Raw genomic sequence first — 23,029 nt, forward strand, 5'->3', positions numbered from 1 at the left:
GCATGACATACACATCTGAAATACACATTAATTTAAGTTTAAAAGCATTTATCTGTAAATTTAATAATGTGGAAAATTTAAAACACTGGCAAGAGGGACTTACTCATTATGATCATATTTACGGCATGCCAGGTGAAACAGGCTCTAAAATACAGCTACATTATGTGTTAAATAAAAAGCCTTTCTTTTTAATTCAAACTATTTCTGAAAGCAAATTACCGCATAAGTTGCATTTTACCTATGAAAGCAATGGGCTTTATAACATTCAAGAAAATTATTTTAAGGCCATTTCAGATTCAGAGACCGTATGGACTACAAGGAACGAATATATTCCAACCAATTTTAAAATGCGTATGATGCTTTTAGTTATGCCTAAAACCTTTATAAATCAAACAAAAACTTATTTAAAAAATTTTAAAAGTTTTGCCGAAAATGAAACGGCTGTAATCCGCAAAAAATAAACAGCCAATTATTGTAAACTAAAATTCTTTATACTATTTTTATTTTTATGACAGAAATTGACATCGAAAAGGAAAATGCCAAAATTACCAAAGCATATCGCGAATTACTGAGCGTAAGCTATCAAACGCTTTCTAAAGAAGATAAAATTCTAATTAGAAAAGCTTTTGATGTGGCTGTGGATGCACATAAAGATCAGCGCAGAAAATCTGGCGAAGCTTATATTTTTCATCCTATTGCTGTTGCTAAAATAGTTGCCAAAGAAATTGGGCTAGATGCCACATCCATTACCGCCGCACTATTACACGATGTTGTTGAAGACAGCGAGCGTTACACCATTAAAGATATTGAAGACCAATTTGGTGAAACCGTTGCTAAAATTGTAGATGGTTTAACTAAAATATCCTCGCTGAATAAGGACACAGATATGGATGTTTCCATGCAGGCGGAGAATTTCAGGAAAATGCTACTGACTTTAAATGATGACGTTCGGGTTATCATTATTAAAATTGCAGATCGCTTGCACAATATGCAGACCATGGATTCTATGCGAGCGGATAAACAGATTAAAATTGCTTCAGAAACCCTCTATATATATGCACCTCTTGCACACCGAATTGGGCTGTATAACATTAAAACTGAATTAGAAGATTTAGGGTTAAAATACACCGAACCGGAAGTGTATTTTGATATTCTCAACAAAATAAAAGAAAGTAAAGAGGACCAGGACCTCTATATCAAGGAGTTTAGTAAAGTAATTTCGACCTCTTTGGATAAGGAACAATTAAATTACGAAATAAAAGGGAGACCGAAGTCCATTTTCTCCATCCGTAAGAAAATTTTAAATCAAGGTGTTTCTTTCGATGAGATTTATGACAAATTTGCGGTACGAATCATTTATAAAAGTGATCCTGAAAACGAAAAATTTCTAGCTTGGAAAATATATTCCATTGTAACGGATCATTTTCGCCCCAACCCTATCCGTTTACGCGATTGGATTTCCTCCCCAAAATCTACGGGTTACGAAGCCCTACACATTACCGTTGTTGGCCCAAAAAGTCGTTGGGTAGAAGTGCAAATCCGAAGCGAACGTATGAATGAAATAGCCGAAAAAGGCTATGCCGCGCACTATAAGTACAAAGAAGGCAGCGAGAATGAAGATGATAGTATTGATAGCTGGATTTCCAAATTACAAGAAACGTTAGAAAACCCAGAAACAAATGCTATTGATTTTGTAGAGCAATTTAAACTTAACCTCTACTCCAAAGAAATTTTTGTTTTCACACCAAAAGGCGATTTAAAATCGCTTCCAAAAGGTGCCACGCCTCTAGATTTTGCCTTTAGCATCCACACCGAAGTTGGCATGAAAACACGTGGTGCCAAAGTAAATGGAAAACTAGTTCCCTTAAGTCACGAATTAAAAAGTGGTGATCGGTTGGATATTTTAACTGCCGAAAATGCCAAACCTAATCCAAACTGGCTGGATTATGCCACTACGGCAAAAGCACGCAGTAAAATAAAATCAGCTTTAAAAGAAGACAAGAAAATAGTTGCTGAAGATGGTAAGGAAATTCTTCGTCGGAAATTAAAACAATTAAAAATTGTGTTGGATGAGAAATCTGTCAATGAACTGGTAAATTTCTTCAAACTTAAAACGAGTCTCGATTTGTTTTACCGCATTGGTACAGGGTCTATTGATAATACCATGCTCAAGGAGTTTGCATCATCCCGAAGCAATGCTTTCATGAGTTATATTAAAAACAAAATCTCTAGAAAGCCTAATATTCCAAAGGAAGAACTTGAAAAAGATGAAATAACTTCTAAATATGATTTATTAGTTTTTGGAAAAGAAGAAGAAAAGCTAGACTATAAATTTGCCAATTGTTGCAATCCAATTCCTGGGGATCCTGTTTTTGGATTCTTAACCATTAATGATGGATTAAAAATCCATAAAAAGAACTGTCCAAATGCTGTAAGCTTACAGTCTAATTATGCCTACCGCATTATGACGGCCAAATGGATAGATTCATCACAACAAGAATTTCCAGCACAAATTATTTTATCTGGTATTGATAATTTGGGATTAGTAAATACGATTACGAAAGTTATTTCATCCAACATGCATGTAAACATGAAAAGCATTAGTTTTGAAAGTGATGGCGGGATTTTTTCAGGTAAAATAAATGTGGTTGTTCAAAACAATAATATCTTGAAAAAGCTGATGGATAACCTAAAAAAAATTAATGGTATTGATAAAGTACAAAGAGTTTAAAAATATGTGTAAATTTGCAGCCGATTATGAGCGTTAAAACCGATACAAAAAACCAGGAGATAGTTAAGAATGTGTTTACAGCCTTTTTAAGTGATAAAGGGCACCGTAAAACACCAGAACGCTATGCTATTTTACAAGAAATTTATAATAGCGAAGAACACTTTGATATAGAATCGTTGTACTTAAACATGAAAAACAAAAAGTATCGTGTTAGTCGTGCAACCTTATACAACACTATTGAACTTCTTTTAGAATGTGGTTTGGTGCGTAAACATCAATTTGGGCAAAATCAGGCACATTATGAAAAATCGTATTTTGATAAGCAACATGACCATGTTATTTTAACAGATACAGGTGAAGTAATCGAGTTCTGCGATCCGCGAATTCAATCTATAAAGAAAACAATTGAAGAAGTTTTTGATATTGAAATCACAAATCATTCACTCTACTTTTACGGCAACAAGAAAACAACTAAATAATATTTTACAACATGGCAGTAGACTTACTACTAGGATTACAATGGGGAGACGAAGGCAAAGGAAAAATTGTTGATGTTTTAACCTCCAACTACAACATTATTGCCCGTTTTCAAGGCGGACCAAATGCTGGGCACACCTTGGAATTTGATGGTATTAAACACGTTTTACGAACGATTCCTTCTGGAATTTTTCACGACGATTCCACAAATGTCATTGGTAATGGTGTGGTGATTGATCCTGTTGTGTTTGTAAAAGAATTAGAAGGACTTGATCAATTTAATATTGATTATAAAAAGAAATTAATCATTTCTAGAAAAGCACATATTATTTTACCAACGCACCGTATGTTGGATGCCGCCAGCGAAACCTCCAAAGGGAAGGCTAAAATTGGTTCGACTTTAAAAGGTATTGGCCCAACTTATATGGACAAAACAGGTAGAAATGGTATTCGTGTTGGCGATTTAGAATTGGTTGATTGGAAAGATAAATATCGTGCGCTTGCTAATAAGCATGAAGCCATGATTGACTTTTACAATGTGAAGATTGAATATGATTTAGAAGAATTAGAAACTGAATTTTTTGAAGCCGTAGAGCGTTTAAAGGAATTAACATTTATTGATTCAGAAGAATATTTATACCAAGCCCAAAAAGCAGGTAAAACTATTTTAGCCGAAGGTGCTCAAGGTTCGCTGTTAGATATCGATTTCGGGACCTATCCTTTTGTAACCTCTAGCAACACAACTGCTGCTGGTGCTTGTACTGGTTTAGGTGTCGCGCCAAATCAAATTGGCGATGTTTATGGTATTTTTAAAGCCTATACAACCCGTGTTGGTTCTGGTCCATTTCCAACAGAATTGTTTGATACAGTTGGCGAAGATATGGCTAGAATAGGTCGTGAATTTGGCGCCGTTACTGGTCGTGCTAGACGTTGTGGCTGGTTGGATTTAGTGGCTTTAAAATATGCTTGTCAAGTAAATGGTGTTACCAAATTAATGATGATGAAAGGCGATGTCCTTTCCGGATTTGAAACTCTTAAAATTTGTACAGCTTACGAATATAAAGGTGAAACCATTACGCATTTACCTTATAATATAGAACCTGAAAATATTAAACCTATCTATTCAGATTTCGCTGGTTGGAAAGACGATTTAACCAAAATGACTGAAAAATCGCAATTCCCAAAAGAATTAAACACATATATCGCCTTCTTGGAAAAAGAATTAGAAATTCCCATTACGGTAGTTTCTGTTGGACCAGATAGAAAACAGACGATTTTTATGTAAGTTCTATTTTTAATCTTGAAGTGTCGTTCAGAACAAAGCGAAGAAACTATAATTTTATATTATTACAGAAAAAGACTACCAAACTGGTAGTCTTTTTATTTATATTTGAACATGAAAGAATTGCATCTGAACATATTTAATATCCTCATTATTTCAGGTGTTGTTCAAGGTTTTATATTTAGTATCATTGTTTTAACACATAAAAAATACCTAACCACCAACACAGGGTATTTAGCTGCTACAGTGTTATTCCTTTCTTTAAGTAATTTACAATATTGGATAATTGACACAAATTTAGAGGCCTATTATCCATTTTTTAAATTCACTTATATTCCATGGCATTGGCTCGTATTGCCCATGTTTTACATATATGTTACCAAATTTCTATTCCAAGAAAAAGCGAAATTAAAATACCGTATGTTTCTAATTGCGCCTTTTTTTATTGTCTTACTTATTGAACTCGTGTATCTATTAACGAATACAACTAAAATAGGAACCGTCAAATTGGTTAGTCATTTTGAGCGTGGTATTTATAGTTATCTGGAATTTGCTTCGTTACTATTTAATTTTATAGTTATATATCTTACCTACATGACTATAAAAAGGTTTGAAGCCAAACCTCATGAAGATATAATCAAAATTAAACCAGAAACGAGCTGGTTAAAGAAATTGATCTATACAGGCGTTATTATTTGCGTTTTTTGGGCAATTGGTATTTCCTTGGTTGTATTTTTTAACGTGAATGAATCCTTTGTGTTTTATCCAATGTGGTTAGGAATGTCTATTTTAGTTTATTGGATAGGATATTTAGGGATTTCTAAATCTTTAAAACTACAAGAACTTCTAGCGTTACGGAAAAACAGAGAAAACAACGTTGCTAATAAGCACACTACAAGTAAAGAAAATGCTTTTATTGAATTAGAGAGATTAATAAAAAAAGAACAATTATTTCTATCACCTAATATTAACTTACATGATATTGCAACTAAATTAGCGTTAAGTGAAGGCTATATTTCGCAACTAATTAATAAGAATACAGATTATAACTTTAATGACTACTTAAATAAATTACGAGTTGAAGAAATTAAAGTACTTCTAACCAATCCAGAATACAATCATTACACGAATGTATCCATTGGTTTAGAATGTGGCTTCAATTCTAAATCTAGTTTTTACAGCGCTTTTAAAAAGTTTACTGGAAAAACGCCTGCCAGCTTCAAAAAAGAAGTCCAGAATCTGTAACTATATACAAATATTGGACTCCTGTTATACAAAACCAGCTTATTATTGTTTCAAATAAATAATCAAATTATAATATATGAAACAATTTAAAACTTTATTCTGCTTAATTTTTCTTACCGCTCTCTTTAATTGCGAACAAGATGATTTCATTGAAACTGACAATCAAAATGCAACCCAATCTCAATTTAAGGTTACAAACGTTAATAAAGAGTTTGTATTTTCAAACACCTCCATTTCCAATAAATTAAACGCTATAAACTCCAATACAAATGAACCTATAAATTTAGAATATAGTAGAGAAGTTCATAATGAAGAACATGGCTTTACGGTAGAAACTGAAAATGTCAAATTTGTTGAGAATACTGTAACTGGATTCCATTCTTATAATTTCGATCTTAAAAGAGATAATCCTGAAAATGATAAAATTGAAAATCTCGTATTTCATTTAAATGCTTCAGGCACGTATGATGCTTTTATAGTTAAATATGGTTTTACTAAAGCCGAATATGAAACTTTAGATTTAGCCTTGTTAAATAGTTTATCAACGAAATACACAGCTATTTCATTTGATGAATTAGATTTTGTTATTGAAAGTAATAAAATGATGTATTTTATTTGTACTGAAACTTGGCTTTGGTTAGATTCAGTAGATCATAGTGGTCAACTTCATGGAGCACCTCGAAACGGTGTCTGTAAAGTATCTGGGTGCAACTATAGGGAATCTGGTTATGTATTACAATCTAGTTCATGTGTTGCTACAACTGGTACTGGCAACCCTAATAACAACGGACCTACAAACACACCCAATGAAGGCCCTAATGGCTACGGTACCGGTTCAAATCCATTTGTTTCAGCTCCAAACTATACGCAACCATGGGAAAATGTGCAGAAATGTATGAATGGTTTTAACCAACCAAATACTATGGATAACACCGTAATGGATTTGATTATGATTGATTGGCTTAAAGCAAACAAACACAAAGCAGGAAAAATACAAAACTTCTTGGGTGAAAGTGGTTGTAGTGAGGAAGCACAAGAAATCATGCTAGACGTAACAAGTATCATGATTGCTAATCCTAATATGGATTTTGAAGAGGCTCTTGAACAGTATTTTATGAATAATCCTGATATTTTCATCGAACAACTTACTATTAGTCAAGATTCACCACACCCAATTAATAACTTAAATGATTATCTAAATTGTTTTGATGATGGCAAACCAGTCCAAAATTATGGTTACGTATTATACGTCGATCAACCAGTTGATGGCACTAGAAATGTCTTTAACTATTATAATCAAACACCTGGACATACTTTTTTTACTTTGTTCAAAAATAACATGGATGGAACTTCGGTGAATTTAACTATAGGTTTTTATCCTGAAGGTAATGATTACAAAGATCTAGGAAATTGGGATGGTCCTGGTATTTTTCAAGATAACGGTTATCCGGGTGATGAGCATGAATATGATATTTATATAACCTTTGACGATATTAGCATAACCCAATTTAATGGGATTATTAATGATATTCAATTAATAGCAAACAGCGACTATGATTTAGATGATAATAATTGTACGAATGTTGCCCATAATTTAGCAGTAAACAACCTTGGTTTTAACATGACACCTTCTACATCTGATATACCAATACTTCCTGGAGCTGGGTCTTGTATTAATCCTGGTGATTATGGAGAAGACTTAAGAGAAATGATGCACAACAGCAATAACCCATATTCAAGTAATATAGGAATTCCAATTGATAATTATAACGATGCTATTACTTCTAGTGGTGCATGTAACTAAATCTTTATGAAAAAACGATTATTAATAATGTTACTTTTCATAAGCACTTTTGGATGCTTGTTTACTGGTGGCGAAAAAAGTTTAATTATTCCTTACTTGTTCATTGAACTGGGGTTAGTGAACGAGCTTTTACAAAATAAAATAATATTAAATAATGTAGTTCTATTAACGTATTTAATAAGCATTCAATTTTTGATATTTTACTTATTATTTGCAAAAAGAAAGATATTCTTTATTTTGATTCCACTCATTTATGTTGTTGGATTTCAATTATTAAACTTTAGATTAGGAAATTTCAGTAATTGGGAAATATCTCTTTACTCATTGATTCCTTTTATTATTATTTGGGTTTTATTAATAATCAGAATAAGAAAATGATATTTTCATATTCTGATTATTAAACTTGTAAAAGTTTACAAAAGGAAGAATATTTCGGCATCTAATATTGTAGGTTTTGATGTTCCTTTGTCTGAATGCATTGGTCTATATACATCAGGAGAAAGAGCAACACCTGCCGCTTTTGGCGAGTATATAAGACATATGGTCTTACCTTCAAGGCAGTACTAGAAATCTAAATGGAGGAGTTGCTCCTTTAGATAATAACTGTAACTAAAATACCTTAAGAAATGAATAAGTACAAAATTATTTTTCTGAAAATTTTATCAATCCTGGTATTATTAGCAGTTTTTGTGCCTGGAAAGAAGTTTGATATTCCCTATGGCTTTATTTTAATTGTAACTCCTTTTGAACGTATCATGGAAAATGATATGTCATTAGATTTATTTATACACGTAATTGGTCTTTCTGGTCTAATCTTAATTTTCCTAAAAAACAAAATCATATCAACGTTGGGTTATTTTCTTGCTATATTCCCTTTAATTATGATGTTAATAAATTCTAACGCACTCAAATTTAGTTGGTTGTTTTGGATTCCCGTTTTAATTTTAATAATTATTATAACAGTTTTATTAAAAGGTAAAAGAAACATGACATAAAAAGTATAGACTAGTAAAAACCAATCAAATTTCAATTAGTTAGGTTTTTAATTTTAACCTACAAAATATTTTATTCATTAACGAGTGAATAATTACCAATCTCATTGTATTTAATATTTTAAAAAACATGTAAATGAACAAAATACTAATCACCATCTTATTCTTATCAACTTTCTTGTGTTTTAGTCAAGAGAAAGATTCCGAAAATTGGACAATAAACGAACAGGCTCAATACAAAAAGCTTACTGAACTGGCTAATTATGTTAACAACAAAGAAAAATCTCAAATCTCAAGAGATAGTTTATTCAACAAATACATTTATTTTGATTATGTTTTAAAGGATACTGTAATTGAAAGAAAAGAACGAAGATTGGCAACTTTTGATACGATTTTTTATTATTTCAGAAAAACTGTTGATAGCATAGGACTAAAAAATTTGGATGCTAAACCAATCAGGTTTTATAAAAACCATAAAATTTACGAACCCTTTGATGAAGAAAAAGCCATGGAAAGTGTTAATGGAGAAAAAATGTATTCAAAAGATAAAAACGTATTTGCCTATTTCAGAAAAGAAGAACCCGATTCACCATTAGGTGCATTATTGTTTGAACCAGATAGTAACAAGTTGGCTGCATGGATTATGATAAATCAAGGTGGCTATAAATATTTTCTAACTTTTAATCTTTTTTGAAAAATATACTAGCTTATTGTTTCTGTTTGAGAAATTTGTACTCAAAAAACATCATATAAATAGTTGTAAAACACAAAACCTGTCAGGATAAATTTCTTGACAGGTTTTTTTGTTAACGCTCAATTTCTATTAAAAATTTCACAAACAAACCCATCACTTCATTTTTATCATTATTTTTGAGGCAAATTTTATAATTTGAAACAATCAATCCTTATATATAGCTTATTCATCTGCTGCTTGTTAGTATTTACATCAGCTTCAGCACAAGAGCAAAAGCAAATTCAAATTGTCTATTCGGGTTTCTTGAATTTTGATGATGCCGTAGAACCTGGTTTAAAAGTCATGACACGTGACGATTCTGGTCAAGTGCATGTTATTCACGAAGGTATAGACATGTGGTGCGATCAAGCCAATTTGTATAGTAATGAAAACTTCGTGGAAGCCTACGGAAATGTCACTATGAAACAAGGTGATACCATAAACATGAAATCCGAATATGTAGAATATAGCGGAAAAACCCAACTAGCATTTGCCAGTGGCAAAGTAGAACTGGAAGAACCAAACTCCATTTTAACAACAGATACCCTTTATTTTGATCGTGTTAAACAGGAATCGTATTATAAAAGTGGTGGTCGTGTGGTGCGTGATTCTTCGGGAACCATTACCAGCCAAATTGGCCGCTATTATATGAACGCTAAAAAATACCAATTTGTAAATAATGTGGTTTTGGATAATCCAGATTACGTTATTAATACCAATCAACTAGATTTCTATTCAGAAACCGGTCACGCCTATTTATATGGACCATCCACTATTGTAACCGATGAAAGCAAAACCTATTGCGAAAAAGGGTTTTATGATACCGAAAACAAAACAGGTTATGGCATTAAAAAAACGCGTATAGATTATGACAACCGTATTTTTGAAGGCGATAGTATGTATTTTGATAATACCCGCAGTTTTGCCTCTGCTACTAATAATATTAAAGTCACAGATACCATTAATAAAAGCATAATAAAAGGCCATTATGCCGAAATTTATAAAGCGAAGGATTCGGTGTTTATTACCAAACGTGCATTAGCTATTACAGTTCAAGAAAACGATTCTATATATATGCATGCGGACACCTTGATGGTTACAGGAAAACCAGAAAAACGAATTACACGCGGATTTAGAAATGCGAAGTTCTATAAATCGGATATGAGTGGTAAAGCAGATTCGGTACATGTTAACCACGCGTCGGGTTTAACCCAGTTAATTAATTTAAGACGATTAGGGTCTCAAGATGCCTTTGCCAAGCGTCGTGACCCGGTTCTTTGGAATCTTCAAAACCAAATGACGGGTGATACCATTCACATAAAATCCAATCCAGAAACGGAAAAAATAGATTCCCTTTTTGTTTTTGAAAATGCCTTTGTTGTTAGTAGAGATACTATTAGTGAAGATGGCTATAATCAGGTTAAAGGAAAAACTTTAGTTGGTTTATTTGATGATGAAAATAATTTGCGTCAAGTAGATATTGATAAAAATGCCGAATCCATTTATTATGCACGTAATGACGAGCAGGAATTAATTGGTATTGACAAAGCCAAATCAGGTAGCATTTCAATCCTATTTGCCGATGGTGATATTGAACAATTTATTCGATTCAAGCAACCGGATGCTGTAACAACACCCGAAACACAGTTCCCAGAAAACGGTCGATTGTTAAGAGGGTTTGTATGGCGTGATGAGGAACGCCCAAAAAGTGTGGAAGATTTATTTAGTGACGATCCGCCACTTAATTTACCTAAAATAAAGGGGCTTGAAGATTATGTACCTCAAGAAGAATTTTTTGATGACGCCTTATTAAAGCGGGTTGAAAAAGCTGATAAAAACACAAACAAAACGGCAGTTCCAACCGAGATTAACGATGTAAAAAAATCAAAAGTATCTCGAAATATTCCAGACGAAGCTTTAAATCCTGATAAAGACGAGAAAAAGGAAATTAAAAAAAACCCAAAGAAAAAACCGAGTATTGGAACCGGGATCAATTCAGATGATAATTAATTGTGAAAACAGATTTCTATACATATCAGGCGCAAACATCGCCACACCCTTTAGCTATGGAAGTATCTCATGCAGAAGGCTCCTATATTTATAATACAAACAACAAGGCTTTTTTAGATTTTGTAGCAGGTGTTTCTGCCTGTACTCTAGGACATAAACATCCCAAAGTTATAGCAGCCATTAAGACACAATTGGACAAGTATTTGCATGTCATGGTTTATGGCGAATACATTCAAGAATCGGCTGTGGCACTTACTAAATTATTGGCTGAACACTTACCTGAATCCTTACAAAACACCTATTTAACAAATTCAGGAACGGAAGCTGTAGAAGGTGCTTTAAAATTAGCTAAACGCGCAACCGGAAGAAGCGAAATTATTTCGGCCCACCACGCGTATCATGGAAACACCATGGGTTCCTTAAGTGTTATGGGTTTTGAAGAACGCAAAAAAGCATTTCGTCCATTAGTTCCAGATGTACGTTTTATCGCTTATAATAATGAGGCTGATATTCAAAATATCACCACCAAAACAGCTGGTGTTATTTTAGAAACCATTCAAGGAGGCGCCGGTTTTATTGAACCAAAAAACGGCTATCTGGAAAAAGTAAAAAAACGTTGTCAAGAGGTTGGTACATTATTGATTTTAGATGAAATTCAACCAGGCATTGGTAGAACTGGAAAATTATTTGCCTTTGAACATTATAACTGTATTCCGGATATTTTAGTTACCGGAAAAGGTTTAGGCGGTGGCATGCCAATTGGTGCTTTTACGGCTTCAACTGATTTGATGAAACTCCTACAAGCCAACCCGAAATTAGGACACATTACCACATTTGGTGGACATCCCGTAATTGCAGCAGCAGCACACGCTACCCTACTTGAAGTCGTATCATCCAATTTAATGGAAGCAACTTTAGAAAAAGAAGCATTGATTAAAAAACATCTCAAACATCCACTGATAACCGAAATTCGCGGGCGAGGCTTAATGCTAGCTGCCCTAACACCATCTGCAGACATTACAAACCAAGTCGTTTTAAAAGCGCAAGAGGCTGGACTTATACTGTTCTGGTTGCTATTTGAAACAAAAGCTATTCGAATCACACCACCATTAACCATCAGTAACGAAGAAATCATGAAAGGTTGTCAAATAATTACGACTATTCTGGATGATATTCAAAGAAATCAAGCAGGATAAAAACCTGTTAAACAGTATTTAAGCTTAAATTATGGCTTAATTGTTGATTACTTTGTTAAAAACATTTAAACCTTTTGGGCTGCAACGCCAATTAGAGCCTTACATTTATTCAAGGAGAAACTATATAAATTAGCTTATGGAGTTACGTCCAAACGACAACAATAAAATATCCCTTACCCGATTCGAATCGATGTTAAAAACGAACCATGTGTTGTTTTTCGATTCCGAAGAATTTGAGAATATTATTCATCATTATCTGAATCATGGTAAAATTGCTTTGGCTAAAAAAGCCATAAAGCTGGGTTTACAACAACATCCAACATCTACGAATTTAAAATTGTTTAAAGTTGAAATATTCGTCTTTGAAAACGATTTAGAAAAAGCCGATGCCCTAATTAATGAACTCTATTTATTAGAACCGTTAAATGAGGAAATCTATATCCAAAAAGCTAATATTCTATCCAAACGTGACGATCATAGAAAAGCAATTGAAGTTCTAGAAAAAGCATTAAAACTTACCGAAGACCCAATTGATATTTATTCATTGATTGGTATGGAACATTTGTTTTTGGATCAGTTTGAAGAAGCTAAAACCAATTTCATGAAATGTTTGGAATCTGATTTGGAAGATTATTCAGCCATGCACAATATGATTTATTGTTTTGACTTTTTAGAGCAACACGAAGAAGCCATCACGTATTTAAATATGTTTTTAGAAAAGAATCCATATAGTGAAGTAGCGTGGCATCAATTGGGCAAACAATATTACGATTTAAAAGATTACGAAAAAGCGCTAACAGCTTTCGATTTCGCTATTATTTCAGACGATCGCTTTATTGGTGCTTACCTAGAGAAAGGAAAAGTTCTTGAAAAATTAAAACGCTTCCCGGAAGCTATTGAAAATTACAGTATTACGCTTACTTTGGACGACCCTACTTCCTTTGCCTTATTACGCATTGGTTTATGCCATCAAAAATTAGGAGATAATGATTTAGCTGTTCAATATTTCTATAAAACAGTTGAAGAAGATCCACTTTTAGATAAAGGTTGGATTGCGATAACTAAATTTTATAACCGTCAGAAAAATTTTCAAAAATCGCTTTACTACATTAATAAAGCCATTAATATTGATAGCGACAATGTACATTATTGGAAGTTATACGCGCAAATTAATGAACGTTTACATCTTTTAGAAGAAGCAGAACGCGGCTATAAAAAAGCCTTGGAATTAGGCAATCATGAGCTGAATACCTGGTTAACCCGAGGCGATATTTTACATAAATTAGGTGAAACCGAGGCGGCCATTTATAATTTTATTCAAGCTTCTGAATTCTACCCAGAAAATGCGGAGATTGAATTCCGTTTAGCTGGGTTAAACTACATGCTTTCAGAAACTGAAAAAGGTTCCTATCATTTAAAGAATGGTTTGCGTTTTAATGCGGAATTCGTATTTATTATTGAGGAACTTTTTCCAAGTATTTACAAATCGCAACCCGTAAAATCGCTGCTAAAAGCAAAACTATAAGTTACACGTCTGATTTTATTTATTTACCTTTGGTTTCTTGTACTTAAAATTAAATCATGCAAAGACGTTTATCCGACTATTTACTAATTACGCTTAAAGGAATGGCTATGGGAGCAGCTGATGCAGTTCCTGGTGTTTCCGGTGGAACCATTGCCTTTATTTCCGGTATTTATGAAGAATTAATTACAACCATTAGTAATGTTAATTTAGGCCTGTTTAAAACGCTTAAAACGTCTGGCTTTTCTGCCTTTTGGAAAGCATTTAATGGTAATTTTCTAGTCGCATTATTACTCGGAATTATTGTCAGCTTTGTATCCTTCATGCGTTTGGCAAAATACCTGATAGAATATCACCCCGTTTTAATTTGGTCGTTTTTCTTCGGACTCATTATTGCTAGTATTTATTTTGTAGGAAAACAAATAAATAAGTGGCATTTACCCACCGTTTTAGCACTAATTATTGGAACCGTTTTAGCGTTTTATATTACAACATTACCATCTTCGGCAAATAATGAATCGCCTTACTTTTTATTTATTGCTGGGGCTATTGCCATTTGCGCCATGATTTTACCAGGTATTTCCGGTTCGTTTATACTTCTAATATTAGGCGCTTATAAAACATTAAGTGATGCTTTTCACGATTTCGATTTACAGCGGATTACCCTTTTTGCTGGTGGTGCTTTAGTTGGTTTATTAAGTTTTAGTCACGTATTAAAATGGTTGTTTAAAAATTATCACAACATCACGTTAGCCCTATTAACAGGTTTTATTTTTGGTTCTTTAAATAAGGTTTGGCCATGGAAATTAACCGATTTAGTTATGGAGAAAACATCTGGACTAGTAACGCCATTATCGGACATTACAACATTCGGGAATTTAACCATTTATCAGCAGCAGATAACCGACTTTGATTCGTTTAAAGTGATTTCGGAAACCAGTATTTTACCTAATATGTATTCCATTCAAAACAACGGATTGGATTCGCAATTAGTGCCAGCCGTTATCCTTATGATTACGGGATTCTTAACTATTTTTATTCTAGAACGCATCGGTAAAAAAGTCAAGTAATGCAAAGCACACGAACCTTCACCGATAAAATTTTCTTAATCTTAAAAGGGTTGGGAATGGGAGCTGCCAATAAGGTCCCTGGAGTTTCTGGAGGTGTAGTTGCTTTTGTTGCTGGTTTTTATGAAGAGTTTATTTATTCCCTTCAAAAAATTAACCGAAAGGCTTTTAAACTATTAATTAACGGACGGTTTAAAAGTTTCTATCAATATATAAATGGGCGGTTTTTAAGCTTACTTTTTTTAGGAATGATTATCAGTTATTTTAGTATTTCTAAAGTACTGGATTACCTTATAAAACATTATGAACTCTATGTTTGGAGTGTGTTTTTCGGTATGATTATTGGCTCCATTTATTACATCAGTAAGGATTTTAAAGACTGGAATTTTAAAACCTATGTAGCACTTGCTATCGGAATTATTTTAGGTGTAAGCATCAGCTTTTTAGATCCAGCAATGGAAAATGATAATTTATGGTTTGTATTTTTCTGCGGCATTATTAGTGTATCAGGCATGACACTTCCAGGATTTTCTGGCTCCTTTATACTTATTTTATTAGGTAACTATGTGTTATTATTAGTGGATTCTGTAAATGCCTTGTTTGATACCTTTGCAGAAGTTATTCAAGGGGATTTCAGTTTTATAGAAAATGCCGCTCGTATTCGCATGCTTAAAATATTAACCGTATTTACCCTAGGTTCTGTAGTGGGGCTCGTTACCTTTTCGCATGTATTAAGTTACATCCTGAAACATTATAAAAGTATTACATTGGCAACAATTATTGGATTCATAGTCGGATCATTAGGCGTGGTTTGGCCTTGGAAAAAAACGCTCTTCAAATTACAGACAGATGGAACCGCTTTATTAGATTCTTCGGGAAAGAAAATTATTGAAAATTACGAACGCTATTTCCCGGAAATGAACACGGAAACCTATTTGGCTTTAGTTTATATAATTCTTGGAATTGCCATTGTCTTAGCCTTGGAATTTTACGGACAAAAAACACAGAAACAACATGCGTAAATTCGGATTAATTGGTAAGAATATTTCGTATTCATTCTCTCAAAATTATTTCTCCAATAAATTTTCGTCGGAAGCTATTATAGACGCCTCTTATGAAAATTTTGATATCCCAAATATTGAAGACGTTTTAAGCATTTTTGAAAGTACTGAAATAGTCGGGTTAAATGTGACGATTCCTTATAAAGAAACCATTATTCCTTATTTAGATAAGCTCCACAAAAAAGCACATAAAATAGGTGCTGTAAATACCATAAAACGCACTAAAAAAGGTGAATTAGTAGGTTATAATACGGATTGTTATGGTTTTAAAAAATCATTAAAACCACATGTACGGCCTATTCATAAACATGCCTTAATTTTAGGAACAGGAGGCGCTAGTAAAGCCATAGCTTTTACATTGGATGAATTAGGCATATCCTACAAATTTGTGTCTAGAACACGTGAAAATCCTGAATATTTAACTTACAATGAATTAAAGGAAGCTACCATTTCCAAGCATTTAATTATTATAAATTGCACGCCTTTAGGAACCTTCCCAAATATCACGGACGCTCCTAACCTACCGTATGAATTTCTTACAAAAGACCACATTCTTTACGATTTAATTTACAATCCTGAAGAGACCCAGTTTTTAAAATATGGCAACCTTAAAAACGCGACTACCATTAACGGTTTACAAATGTTGAAATTCCAAGCAGAGAAAGCATGGCGTATTTGGAACACATACTAATTACACCATTTGTAACATTAATACGGGTTAACCTTTTGTAGTTATTGTAGTTGTTGTTATCTTTAACGCTAGAGTTATTTTAAAAAACTAACACATTTACAAAATGTCAGAGCACGATAACCTGCCAAAAGCAGATGGAAAACCAGAAGAGTTACAACCGGAAACTACTGAAAACGTTCAAGAAAACCAGAACGTTACAAATGAATCATCACCTTCAGAAGCCATAGAAAAAATAGAAATACCTGTAGAAGCTGAAACAGCAAATGAAACTGAAAAAACAGTAGAAACGGTTACCGAAGATCATGATGAAGTCATTAATGAGATTGAAGAATCCAATGCGGAAGACGCCGAGGATGAAGGCAATGCAGACAGGCATCATATTGAAGAAAAGGACTATGATAAAATGTCTATGGAAGCCTTGGTGAAGGAGCTGGAACATTTGGTTACAAACCATAAAGTGCAATCCATTAAAAAGCAAGTAGAGGAAATTCGTTCGGAATTTAAATCGCAGTTTAACACTTTACTAGACGAGAAAAAGGAAGAATTTTTAAACGAAGGCGGAAATGAAATCGATTTCTTTTTTTCCAGTCCGCTGCAAAAACGTTTTAAAGATATATACAAAGATTACAAAGGCAAACTACACACGCATCATAAAAACATAGAAAATAACCTAAAAGATAATTTAGCCAATAGGCTTGAAATTATTGAAGAAATAAAAGGATTACTTAATGATGAGGAAAATATAAATACTACCTATAAACACTTTAAGGAACTCCAAGATCGTTGGAAAACGGCTGGCCCAATTCCACGCGACAAATACAATAATGCTTGGAATAGTTACCATCATCATGTTGAGGTTTTTTATGATTTTCTACATTTAAATCGGGATTTACGGGATTTAGATTTCAAACATAATTTAGATCAGAAATTAAAAATTATTGAGCGTGCTGAAGAGTTAGCAAAAGACGAAGATTTAAATCGTGCATTTAGAGAGTTACAGGTGCTACATAAAATGTGGAAGGAAGAATTGGGCCCTGTTGACAAGGAACATCGTGAAGCCGTATGGGACCGTTTTAAAGCTGCCACGAAAACTATTCATGACAGGCGCCAAGTTTATTTTGCTGAATTAGATCAAGTTTACGAGAAGAATTTAGAAGTTAAAAATGAAATAATTCTTCAGATCAACAAAATCAGTGAAAAAGGAGCTGATTCACATAATGGTTGGCAAAATAGCATTAAAGATGTGGAGCAATTTCGCAATTTATTTTTCAGTGCTGGAAAAGTGCCTATTAAGGTAAATGAGGAAACTTGGGCAAAATTTAAAGAAGCAGTAAGAAACTTTAATCGCAAGAAAAATGCTTTTTATAAAAATTTAAAGAAATCGCAGTTTGATAATCTTCAAAAGAAAATGGATTTAATTCAAATAGCAGAAGACAATAAAGATAGTGAGGATTTTGAAAGCACTACAGCTTTAATGAAGAAAATTCAAAGCGATTGGAAGAAAATTGGTCATGTACCTCGGAAGAATAGTGATAAAATCTGGAAGCAGTTTAAAACAGCTTGCAACTATTATTTTGACCGTTTGCACAAGGCTAAAGATGCCGTAAACGCGGAAGGCAATGAAGCCTTTACCAAAAAAGTGCAATTGCTTGAGGAATTGAAAACCTTGGAATTATCTGGTGACAAGGAAACAGATTTAGCAACCGTTAAATCCTTTATTGAAAACTGGAAGTCGGTTGGTAATGTTCCCTCAAACAAGCGTTATATTGAAGGAAAATTAAATAAAGCCTTGGATGGTGTTTTCAAAAAATTGAATTTAAATAAAAATGAAGCCGAACTAATCAAGTTTGAAACCAAGTTAGAATCCCTTAATAATGCACAAGATTCTAGGCATTTAGACAATGAGCGTATTTTTATTAGAAAGCGTATTACTGAAATTAAAGCAGAAATAAATCAGTTGGAAAACAACTTGCAATTTTTTCAGAATGTTAATGATGAAAATCCTTTGGTACAAGACGTTCATAAAAATATTGAAAAACACAAGCAAGATTTGAAATTGTGGAAAACCAAATTGCGCAAAATTAAAGAATTATATTAGAAAGACACCACAAACCATAAAGGTCTCAAATACAAAATCCTGCTTGTCGTATAAGAACGTCAAGCAGGATTTTTTCTAACTAAACTAACTAATAGTTGTTTTGTCCCAACCTAAACAACTAATTCTACCTACATGTACGTTATAAGGAAAGATAATTTTTGATTATGCTATTAATCTACTTTTTCAACGTACAATTATAATATATACGCACAGAAAATTGATTTGGATGTTTTGGGTTGAAAGTTTTTTAAAACAAGACTTAATAAAAACCTATCAAACTAAAAATCAGCAAAATAAAATTACATATTTTTTACATTCACCAAAGTTGAAGCTATTGAAAACCTGAAAAACAGTTTTCAATTACCGCTTTTTAGTTTCTTCCCAATATGAAACTATTTGAAAACCTGAAAAACGGTTTTCAATTACCGATTTTTAGCTTCTTCCCAATATGAAACTATTTGAAAACCTGAAAAACGGTTTTCAATTACCGCTTTTTAGCTTCTTCCCAATATGAAACTATTTGAAAACCTGAAAAACGGTTTTCAATTACCGCTTTTTAGCTTCTTCCCAAAAAACGTCCATTTCACCCAAAGTCATGTCTTTGAGGTTTTTGTTTAAAGATTTCGCTTTTGCTTCCAAGTATTGAAAGCGCTTGGTAAATTTTTTATTAGTGCGTTCAAGAGCGTTTTCTGGGTTAATTTTTAAAAATCGTGCGTAATTTACCATAGAAAACAGGACATCGCCAAATTCACTCTCCATAGCTTCTTGATTACCAGCGTTCACTTCATCTTTAAATTCCTGAAGCTCCTCCTCCACTTTTTCCCAAACCTGATTTGGCTCCTCCCAATCGAATCCTACTCCTGCAACTTTTTCCTGAATCCTACTTGCCTTTACCAATGCTGGCAAACTTTTTGGAACACCTTCCAGGACACTCGTTTTGCCTTCTTTAAGTTTTAAATTTTCCCAGTTTCGTTTTACATCTGCTTCATTATCCACTTTAACATCACCATAAATATGTGGATGTCTATGAATAAGTTTCTCGCAAATGCTATTACAAACATCCGCAATGTCAAAATCATTCGTTTCGCTTCCAATTTTAGAATAAAAAACAATATGCAACAGCACATCACCCAATTCCTTTTTGACTTCCTCTAAATCGTTATCTAAAATAGCATCGCCTAATTCATAGGTTTCTTCTATGGTCAAGTGCCTTAAAGTTTCCATAGTTTGCTTTTTATCCCAAGGACATTGCACACGCAGCTCGTCCATAATGGTTAATAATCTACCGAAAGCTTTGAGTTGATCTTCTCTGGTATTCATAATTGGTTTTTGATAAAATTACAATTAAATTTAGTGTCTTTAGGATTATAACAAACTAAAAAATCCAGTAAGGCAAAAGCATTACTGGATTTTTTATATTCAAAATAATAAATGGTCTTATTCTTCTTCGTCCGCTGTTACAGCTTCGGTTCCAGCTTCTACCTCCAAATCTAACAAGTCATTTTTTTGAAGTAAATTATACCACTGAATAATTTTTTTAATATCACTAGCGTACACTCGATCTTCATCATAATCTGGTAAAACTTCAAAGAAATATTCTTCTAATTTGTCTTTACTTTCTTTATGACTAATAGATGTTTCGTTACCTGATTCTTTTTCTTTAATCAATTTAAAAACCTCACGTAACGGTTTTTCTTCGGTAAGTGTATAAATAGCAATTTCGCTCAAGATACTTACATTATGATGAATGCCTACAGACATTTTTTTACCATCTAACAACGATTCGGCTACAAAGCCACCTCGTGTTTGGGCAATCATTTTATACAATCCTGGTTTTCCTGCTATTGATAATATTTTTTCTAGACTCATATTTTCATTTTAAAGAGGGCAAATATCAAACGTTTACTGATGTTAAACAAATATTATCGTTTCTTTTTTTGACTTGGGAAACGCATGCGATAATCCACATTAATTTTTCCTTTAGAAATGTTTGAAAGTTTACTTTTTATTAATCGTTTTTTTAATGATGATAGCTTATCTGTAAACAAAACACCTTCAATATGATCGTATTCATGTTGAATTACACGTGCTACTAACCCATCATAGGTTCTGGTATGCTTTTCAAAATTTTCATCGTAAAATTCTATCGTAATTGTTGGTTTTCTAAACACATCTTCCCGAACATCTGGAATACTTAAACAACCTTCATTAAACGCCCATTCATCGCCCGTTTCCTCTAGTATTTTAGCATTTATAAAAGTTTGCTTAAAATCCTTTAAAAAGGCCTGTTCTTCCTCTGATAACACATCATCTTCCGCAAAAGGAGATGTATCTACTAGAAACAAACGAATATCTAAACCTATTTGTGGCGCAGCAAGACCAACACCAAACGCATTGTACATGGTTTCATACATGTTCGCTAACAACTCATCAAGTTTTGGGTAATCTTTTGCAATTTCTTTTCCTACTTTTTTTAATACAGGATCGCCATAGGCTACAACAGGTAATATCATGGATTTTCTTATCTATTAATTCTTTGCAAAAATACAATTCTTCTTAATTATACCTATAAAAAAACTCCTTTAAAAAAGGAGTTTAGTAGTGTATGTTTAAAACTTCAATATTTTTAGCAAATAAGTCGTGTTTCTTTTAAAACAAATAAATTTATTTTTCCGTTTAATTTAGATTCAATCTTATTGGTTAATATATCCTTCTTTTTAGCAGCTATCTCAATAGAATCCGATTTTACATCTGTAGTGGTTTGGGTAGTAGGCACTATTTTCTTAATATCTTCAATTTTATTAGAAGATTGAGCTTGCATACTTGTTAAACTTAATACTGTAAAAATTCCGATTAATAAAAACTGTTTCATTATTATGTTACTTTAATTGAACAGGACAAATATAACATCGATAAACGGTAAGAATATAATTAATTTGTTGAAACACGAGATATAATCGTTAACAAGATAAAGCCGTGTATTTCATCGATAAACGCACTGTTAATAGACCTTAACAAACGACATTTAATCGGTTTTTTAATAATAAAAAGTAGCTACAAACCTAACATAATTGGGATGTGGCATACTATTTTTGAATTCAAAACAATATAAAAACAGACCAAAAACAACCCTGTTCGATAAACGGTAAATTGGATGTTTAAACAAAACGCTTGGGTGAAAGTTACTGATTTTATTAGCGAGAACTTATTATGAAATAAGAAAACTAAATAAACCAATGAGTAAAGTTATAAAATTTTAGGCTTCTATGGCAGTTGTTTTACTATAAAACTTAATACATAAACCTGATTCTATTATCTACCGCTTTTTTTTAACGGATAACAAAAAAACCTCCTACAAATTGTAAGAGGCCTTTTTTTTATAAAACTTAAATGTTTACTTCATGATTACAACCTTTTTTGAAACGGTAGAAGATCCACTTTCTACTTGTAACAAATACACGCCATTCGGCAAATTAGAAATTTCTAATTGTTTTCTCGCCAAATTAGAAACGGTATTGGTTAAAACGCGCTTTCCTGTTACTGAAAACAAATTGATTTCAGCATTTAGATTGCTTCCAAAAACAACATGTAATGAATTACCTTGAACTACTGGGTTAGGAAAAACTGTAAAATTATTTAAAGCTTTGTCAATAGATTCCATAGATAAGGTTTCATTTGTCAAGTTTCCATTGATGTACTCGCAAGTTACGGCTCCAAAATCGGCCGTAAATGATGTGATATCCGCAATTGGTGTGTCTCCAGGCTCAATATCATAAACTGCTGACGAGCTATCACAAGTAATTAAATTAAAAACACTACCAGCCACAGTGATAGTCGTTGGTCTATCAACACATGGTGGAGCTCCGGCATCATAAAAGAAGAACAAAGAGGTGGAGTTTGAAAATCCGTTATCTGGACAGACCTGGGCTTGTACTTGGTTAAAAAATAAAAACGATGCAAACAGCATCATTGACATGTAGTTTTTTTTCATAATAAACGTAATTGGGTTTCTGTCAAAAATACTTCTAACGCAAGTTCACTGTGAAAAATATTAGCCAAACGACTAATAAAAACGATATTCCAACTAGTCTCTGCGGTATATTCTTGAAATACACCGGAT

20 protein-coding genes are annotated in these 23,029 nt (G+C 33.0%); 15 read left to right on the forward strand and 5 right to left on the reverse strand.

All coding sequences use genetic code 11. The features are described from left to right. Positions 1-2: 2 nt before the first annotated feature. The 15 genes from ACFPH8_RS12095 to ACFPH8_RS12165 all read left to right on the forward strand — a co-directional run bounded on the left by ACFPH8_RS12095 (position 3) and on the right by ACFPH8_RS12165 (position 18,909). Positions 3-461 carry an SRPBCC family protein gene (locus ACFPH8_RS12095; protein ID WP_376861284.1) on the forward strand — a complete coding sequence of 153 codons (459 nt, stop codon included), beginning with the start codon at positions 3-5 and terminating at the stop codon, positions 459-461. A 47-nt stretch (positions 462-508) separates the two neighbouring features. Further along, positions 509-2,731, forward strand: a complete 2,223-nt coding sequence (locus tag ACFPH8_RS12100) for a RelA/SpoT family protein (RefSeq protein ID WP_248398594.1) — start codon at positions 509-511, stop codon at positions 2,729-2,731. Between the two features lie 26 nt (positions 2,732-2,757). Continuing rightward, on the forward strand, positions 2,758-3,210 hold the full coding sequence (locus ACFPH8_RS12105; protein WP_092208756.1) for a Fur family transcriptional regulator: 453 nt from the start codon (positions 2,758-2,760) through the stop codon (positions 3,208-3,210). 11 nt (positions 3,211-3,221) lie between these two features. Beyond that, positions 3,222-4,493 (forward strand): adenylosuccinate synthase, encoded by a 1,272-nt coding sequence (locus ACFPH8_RS12110; RefSeq protein WP_376861287.1) that lies wholly within the window; start codon positions 3,222-3,224, stop codon positions 4,491-4,493. Positions 4,494-4,604: 111 nt separating this feature from the next. Beyond that, the gene (locus ACFPH8_RS12115) at positions 4,605-5,735 is read left to right on the forward strand and encodes a helix-turn-helix domain-containing protein (protein ID WP_376861289.1); all 1,131 of its coding nucleotides are present in this window, start codon (positions 4,605-4,607) and stop codon (positions 5,733-5,735) included. Positions 5,736-5,811: 76 nt separating this feature from the next. Beyond that, the gene (locus ACFPH8_RS12120; RefSeq protein WP_376861291.1) at positions 5,812-7,539 is read left to right on the forward strand and encodes a hypothetical protein; all 1,728 of its coding nucleotides are present in this window, start codon (positions 5,812-5,814) and stop codon (positions 7,537-7,539) included. A 626-nt stretch (positions 7,540-8,165) separates the two neighbouring features. After that, the gene (locus tag ACFPH8_RS12125) at positions 8,166-8,534 is read left to right on the forward strand and encodes a hypothetical protein (RefSeq protein ID WP_376861293.1); all 369 of its coding nucleotides are present in this window, start codon (positions 8,166-8,168) and stop codon (positions 8,532-8,534) included. A gap of 133 nt (positions 8,535-8,667) precedes the next feature. After that, positions 8,668-9,225: a hypothetical protein gene (locus tag ACFPH8_RS12130; RefSeq protein WP_376861295.1), complete on the forward strand. Its 558-nt coding sequence runs from the start codon at positions 8,668-8,670 to the stop codon at positions 9,223-9,225. A gap of 195 nt (positions 9,226-9,420) precedes the next feature. Continuing rightward, on the forward strand, positions 9,421-11,274 hold the full coding sequence (locus tag ACFPH8_RS12135) for an OstA-like protein (RefSeq protein ID WP_376861297.1): 1,854 nt from the start codon (positions 9,421-9,423) through the stop codon (positions 11,272-11,274). Positions 11,275-11,276: 2 nt separating this feature from the next. Further along, positions 11,277-12,470: an aspartate aminotransferase family protein gene (locus ACFPH8_RS12140; RefSeq protein WP_376861299.1), complete on the forward strand. Its 1,194-nt coding sequence runs from the start codon at positions 11,277-11,279 to the stop codon at positions 12,468-12,470. A gap of 136 nt (positions 12,471-12,606) precedes the next feature. Continuing rightward, the gene (locus tag ACFPH8_RS12145; RefSeq protein WP_376861301.1) at positions 12,607-13,995 is read left to right on the forward strand and encodes a tetratricopeptide repeat protein; all 1,389 of its coding nucleotides are present in this window, start codon (positions 12,607-12,609) and stop codon (positions 13,993-13,995) included. A 56-nt stretch (positions 13,996-14,051) separates the two neighbouring features. Further along, positions 14,052-15,062 (forward strand): DUF368 domain-containing protein, encoded by a 1,011-nt coding sequence (locus ACFPH8_RS12150; protein WP_376861303.1) that lies wholly within the window; start codon positions 14,052-14,054, stop codon positions 15,060-15,062. Continuing rightward, on the forward strand, positions 15,062-16,081 hold the full coding sequence (locus ACFPH8_RS12155; protein WP_248398583.1) for a DUF368 domain-containing protein: 1,020 nt from the start codon (positions 15,062-15,064) through the stop codon (positions 16,079-16,081). Before ACFPH8_RS12150 ends, ACFPH8_RS12155 begins: the two co-directional genes overlap by 1 nt. After that, on the forward strand, positions 16,074-16,811 hold the full coding sequence (locus ACFPH8_RS12160) for a shikimate dehydrogenase family protein (RefSeq protein ID WP_376861305.1): 738 nt from the start codon (positions 16,074-16,076) through the stop codon (positions 16,809-16,811). The genes ACFPH8_RS12155 and ACFPH8_RS12160 overlap by 8 nt, the downstream gene beginning before the upstream one ends. A 103-nt stretch (positions 16,812-16,914) precedes the next feature. Continuing rightward, entirely contained in the window at positions 16,915-18,909 is a 1,995-nt protein-coding gene (locus tag ACFPH8_RS12165) for a DUF349 domain-containing protein (protein WP_376861307.1), read from the forward strand. A gap of 546 nt (positions 18,910-19,455) precedes the next feature. On the opposite strand, the gene mazG is transcribed toward ACFPH8_RS12165, so the two are convergent. The 5 genes from mazG to ACFPH8_RS12190 form a co-directional block, all read right to left on the reverse strand. Then, the gene (mazG, locus tag ACFPH8_RS12170) at positions 19,456-20,229 is read right to left on the reverse strand and encodes a nucleoside triphosphate pyrophosphohydrolase (protein WP_248398576.1); all 774 of its coding nucleotides are present in this window, start codon (positions 20,227-20,229) and stop codon (positions 19,456-19,458) included. Between the two features lie 117 nt (positions 20,230-20,346). Further along, entirely contained in the window at positions 20,347-20,778 is a 432-nt protein-coding gene (locus tag ACFPH8_RS12175) for a DUF5606 family protein (protein WP_248398573.1), read from the reverse strand. A 53-nt stretch (positions 20,779-20,831) separates the two neighbouring features. Then, positions 20,832-21,422 (reverse strand): peptide deformylase, encoded by a 591-nt coding sequence (gene def, locus ACFPH8_RS12180; RefSeq protein WP_376861310.1) that lies wholly within the window; start codon positions 21,420-21,422, stop codon positions 20,832-20,834. Positions 21,423-21,535: 113 nt separating this feature from the next. Continuing rightward, positions 21,536-21,781, reverse strand: a complete 246-nt coding sequence (locus tag ACFPH8_RS12185) for a hypothetical protein (RefSeq protein WP_376861312.1) — start codon at positions 21,779-21,781, stop codon at positions 21,536-21,538. 522 nt (positions 21,782-22,303) lie between these two features. Continuing rightward, a complete protein-coding gene (locus tag ACFPH8_RS12190) occupies positions 22,304-22,900 on the reverse strand; it encodes a T9SS type A sorting domain-containing protein (RefSeq protein WP_376861314.1) in 597 nt (198 codons plus the stop codon). Positions 22,901-23,029: the final 129 nt, after the last annotated feature.

Source organism: Bizionia hallyeonensis, from assembly GCF_042657385.1.
GTDB lineage: Bacteria > Bacteroidota > Bacteroidia > Flavobacteriales > Flavobacteriaceae > Algorimicrobium > Algorimicrobium hallyeonense.

Coding starts and splice junctions, on each gene's coding strand:
- ACFPH8_RS12120 (WP_376861291.1), top strand. CDS start 5,812: ATGAAACAATTTAAAACTTTATTCTGCTTAATTTTTCTTACCGCTCTC.
- ACFPH8_RS12145 (WP_376861301.1), top strand. CDS start 12,607: ATGGAGTTACGTCCAAACGACAACAATAAAATATCCCTTACCCGATTC.
- mazG (WP_248398576.1), bottom strand. CDS start 20,229: ATGAATACCAGAGAAGATCAACTCAAAGCTTTCGGTAGATTATTAACC.
- ACFPH8_RS12110 (WP_376861287.1), top strand. CDS start 3,222: ATGGCAGTAGACTTACTACTAGGATTACAATGGGGAGACGAAGGCAAA.
- ACFPH8_RS12100 (WP_248398594.1), top strand. CDS start 509: ATGACAGAAATTGACATCGAAAAGGAAAATGCCAAAATTACCAAAGCA.
- ACFPH8_RS12095 (WP_376861284.1), top strand. CDS start 3: ATGACATACACATCTGAAATACACATTAATTTAAGTTTAAAAGCATTT.
- ACFPH8_RS12125 (WP_376861293.1), top strand. CDS start 8,166: ATGAATAAGTACAAAATTATTTTTCTGAAAATTTTATCAATCCTGGTA.
- ACFPH8_RS12190 (WP_376861314.1), bottom strand. CDS start 22,900: ATGAAAAAAAACTACATGTCAATGATGCTGTTTGCATCGTTTTTATTT.
- ACFPH8_RS12105 (WP_092208756.1), top strand. CDS start 2,758: ATGAGCGTTAAAACCGATACAAAAAACCAGGAGATAGTTAAGAATGTG.
- ACFPH8_RS12185 (WP_376861312.1), bottom strand. CDS start 21,781: ATGAAACAGTTTTTATTAATCGGAATTTTTACAGTATTAAGTTTAACA.
- ACFPH8_RS12130 (WP_376861295.1), top strand. CDS start 8,668: ATGAACAAAATACTAATCACCATCTTATTCTTATCAACTTTCTTGTGT.
- ACFPH8_RS12155 (WP_248398583.1), top strand. CDS start 15,062: ATGCAAAGCACACGAACCTTCACCGATAAAATTTTCTTAATCTTAAAA.
- ACFPH8_RS12150 (WP_376861303.1), top strand. CDS start 14,052: ATGCAAAGACGTTTATCCGACTATTTACTAATTACGCTTAAAGGAATG.
- ACFPH8_RS12160 (WP_376861305.1), top strand. CDS start 16,074: ATGCGTAAATTCGGATTAATTGGTAAGAATATTTCGTATTCATTCTCT.
- ACFPH8_RS12115 (WP_376861289.1), top strand. CDS start 4,605: ATGAAAGAATTGCATCTGAACATATTTAATATCCTCATTATTTCAGGT.
- ACFPH8_RS12175 (WP_248398573.1), bottom strand. CDS start 20,778: ATGAGTCTAGAAAAAATATTATCAATAGCAGGAAAACCAGGATTGTAT.
- def (WP_376861310.1), bottom strand. CDS start 21,422: ATGATATTACCTGTTGTAGCCTATGGCGATCCTGTATTAAAAAAAGTA.
- ACFPH8_RS12165 (WP_376861307.1), top strand. CDS start 16,915: ATGTCAGAGCACGATAACCTGCCAAAAGCAGATGGAAAACCAGAAGAG.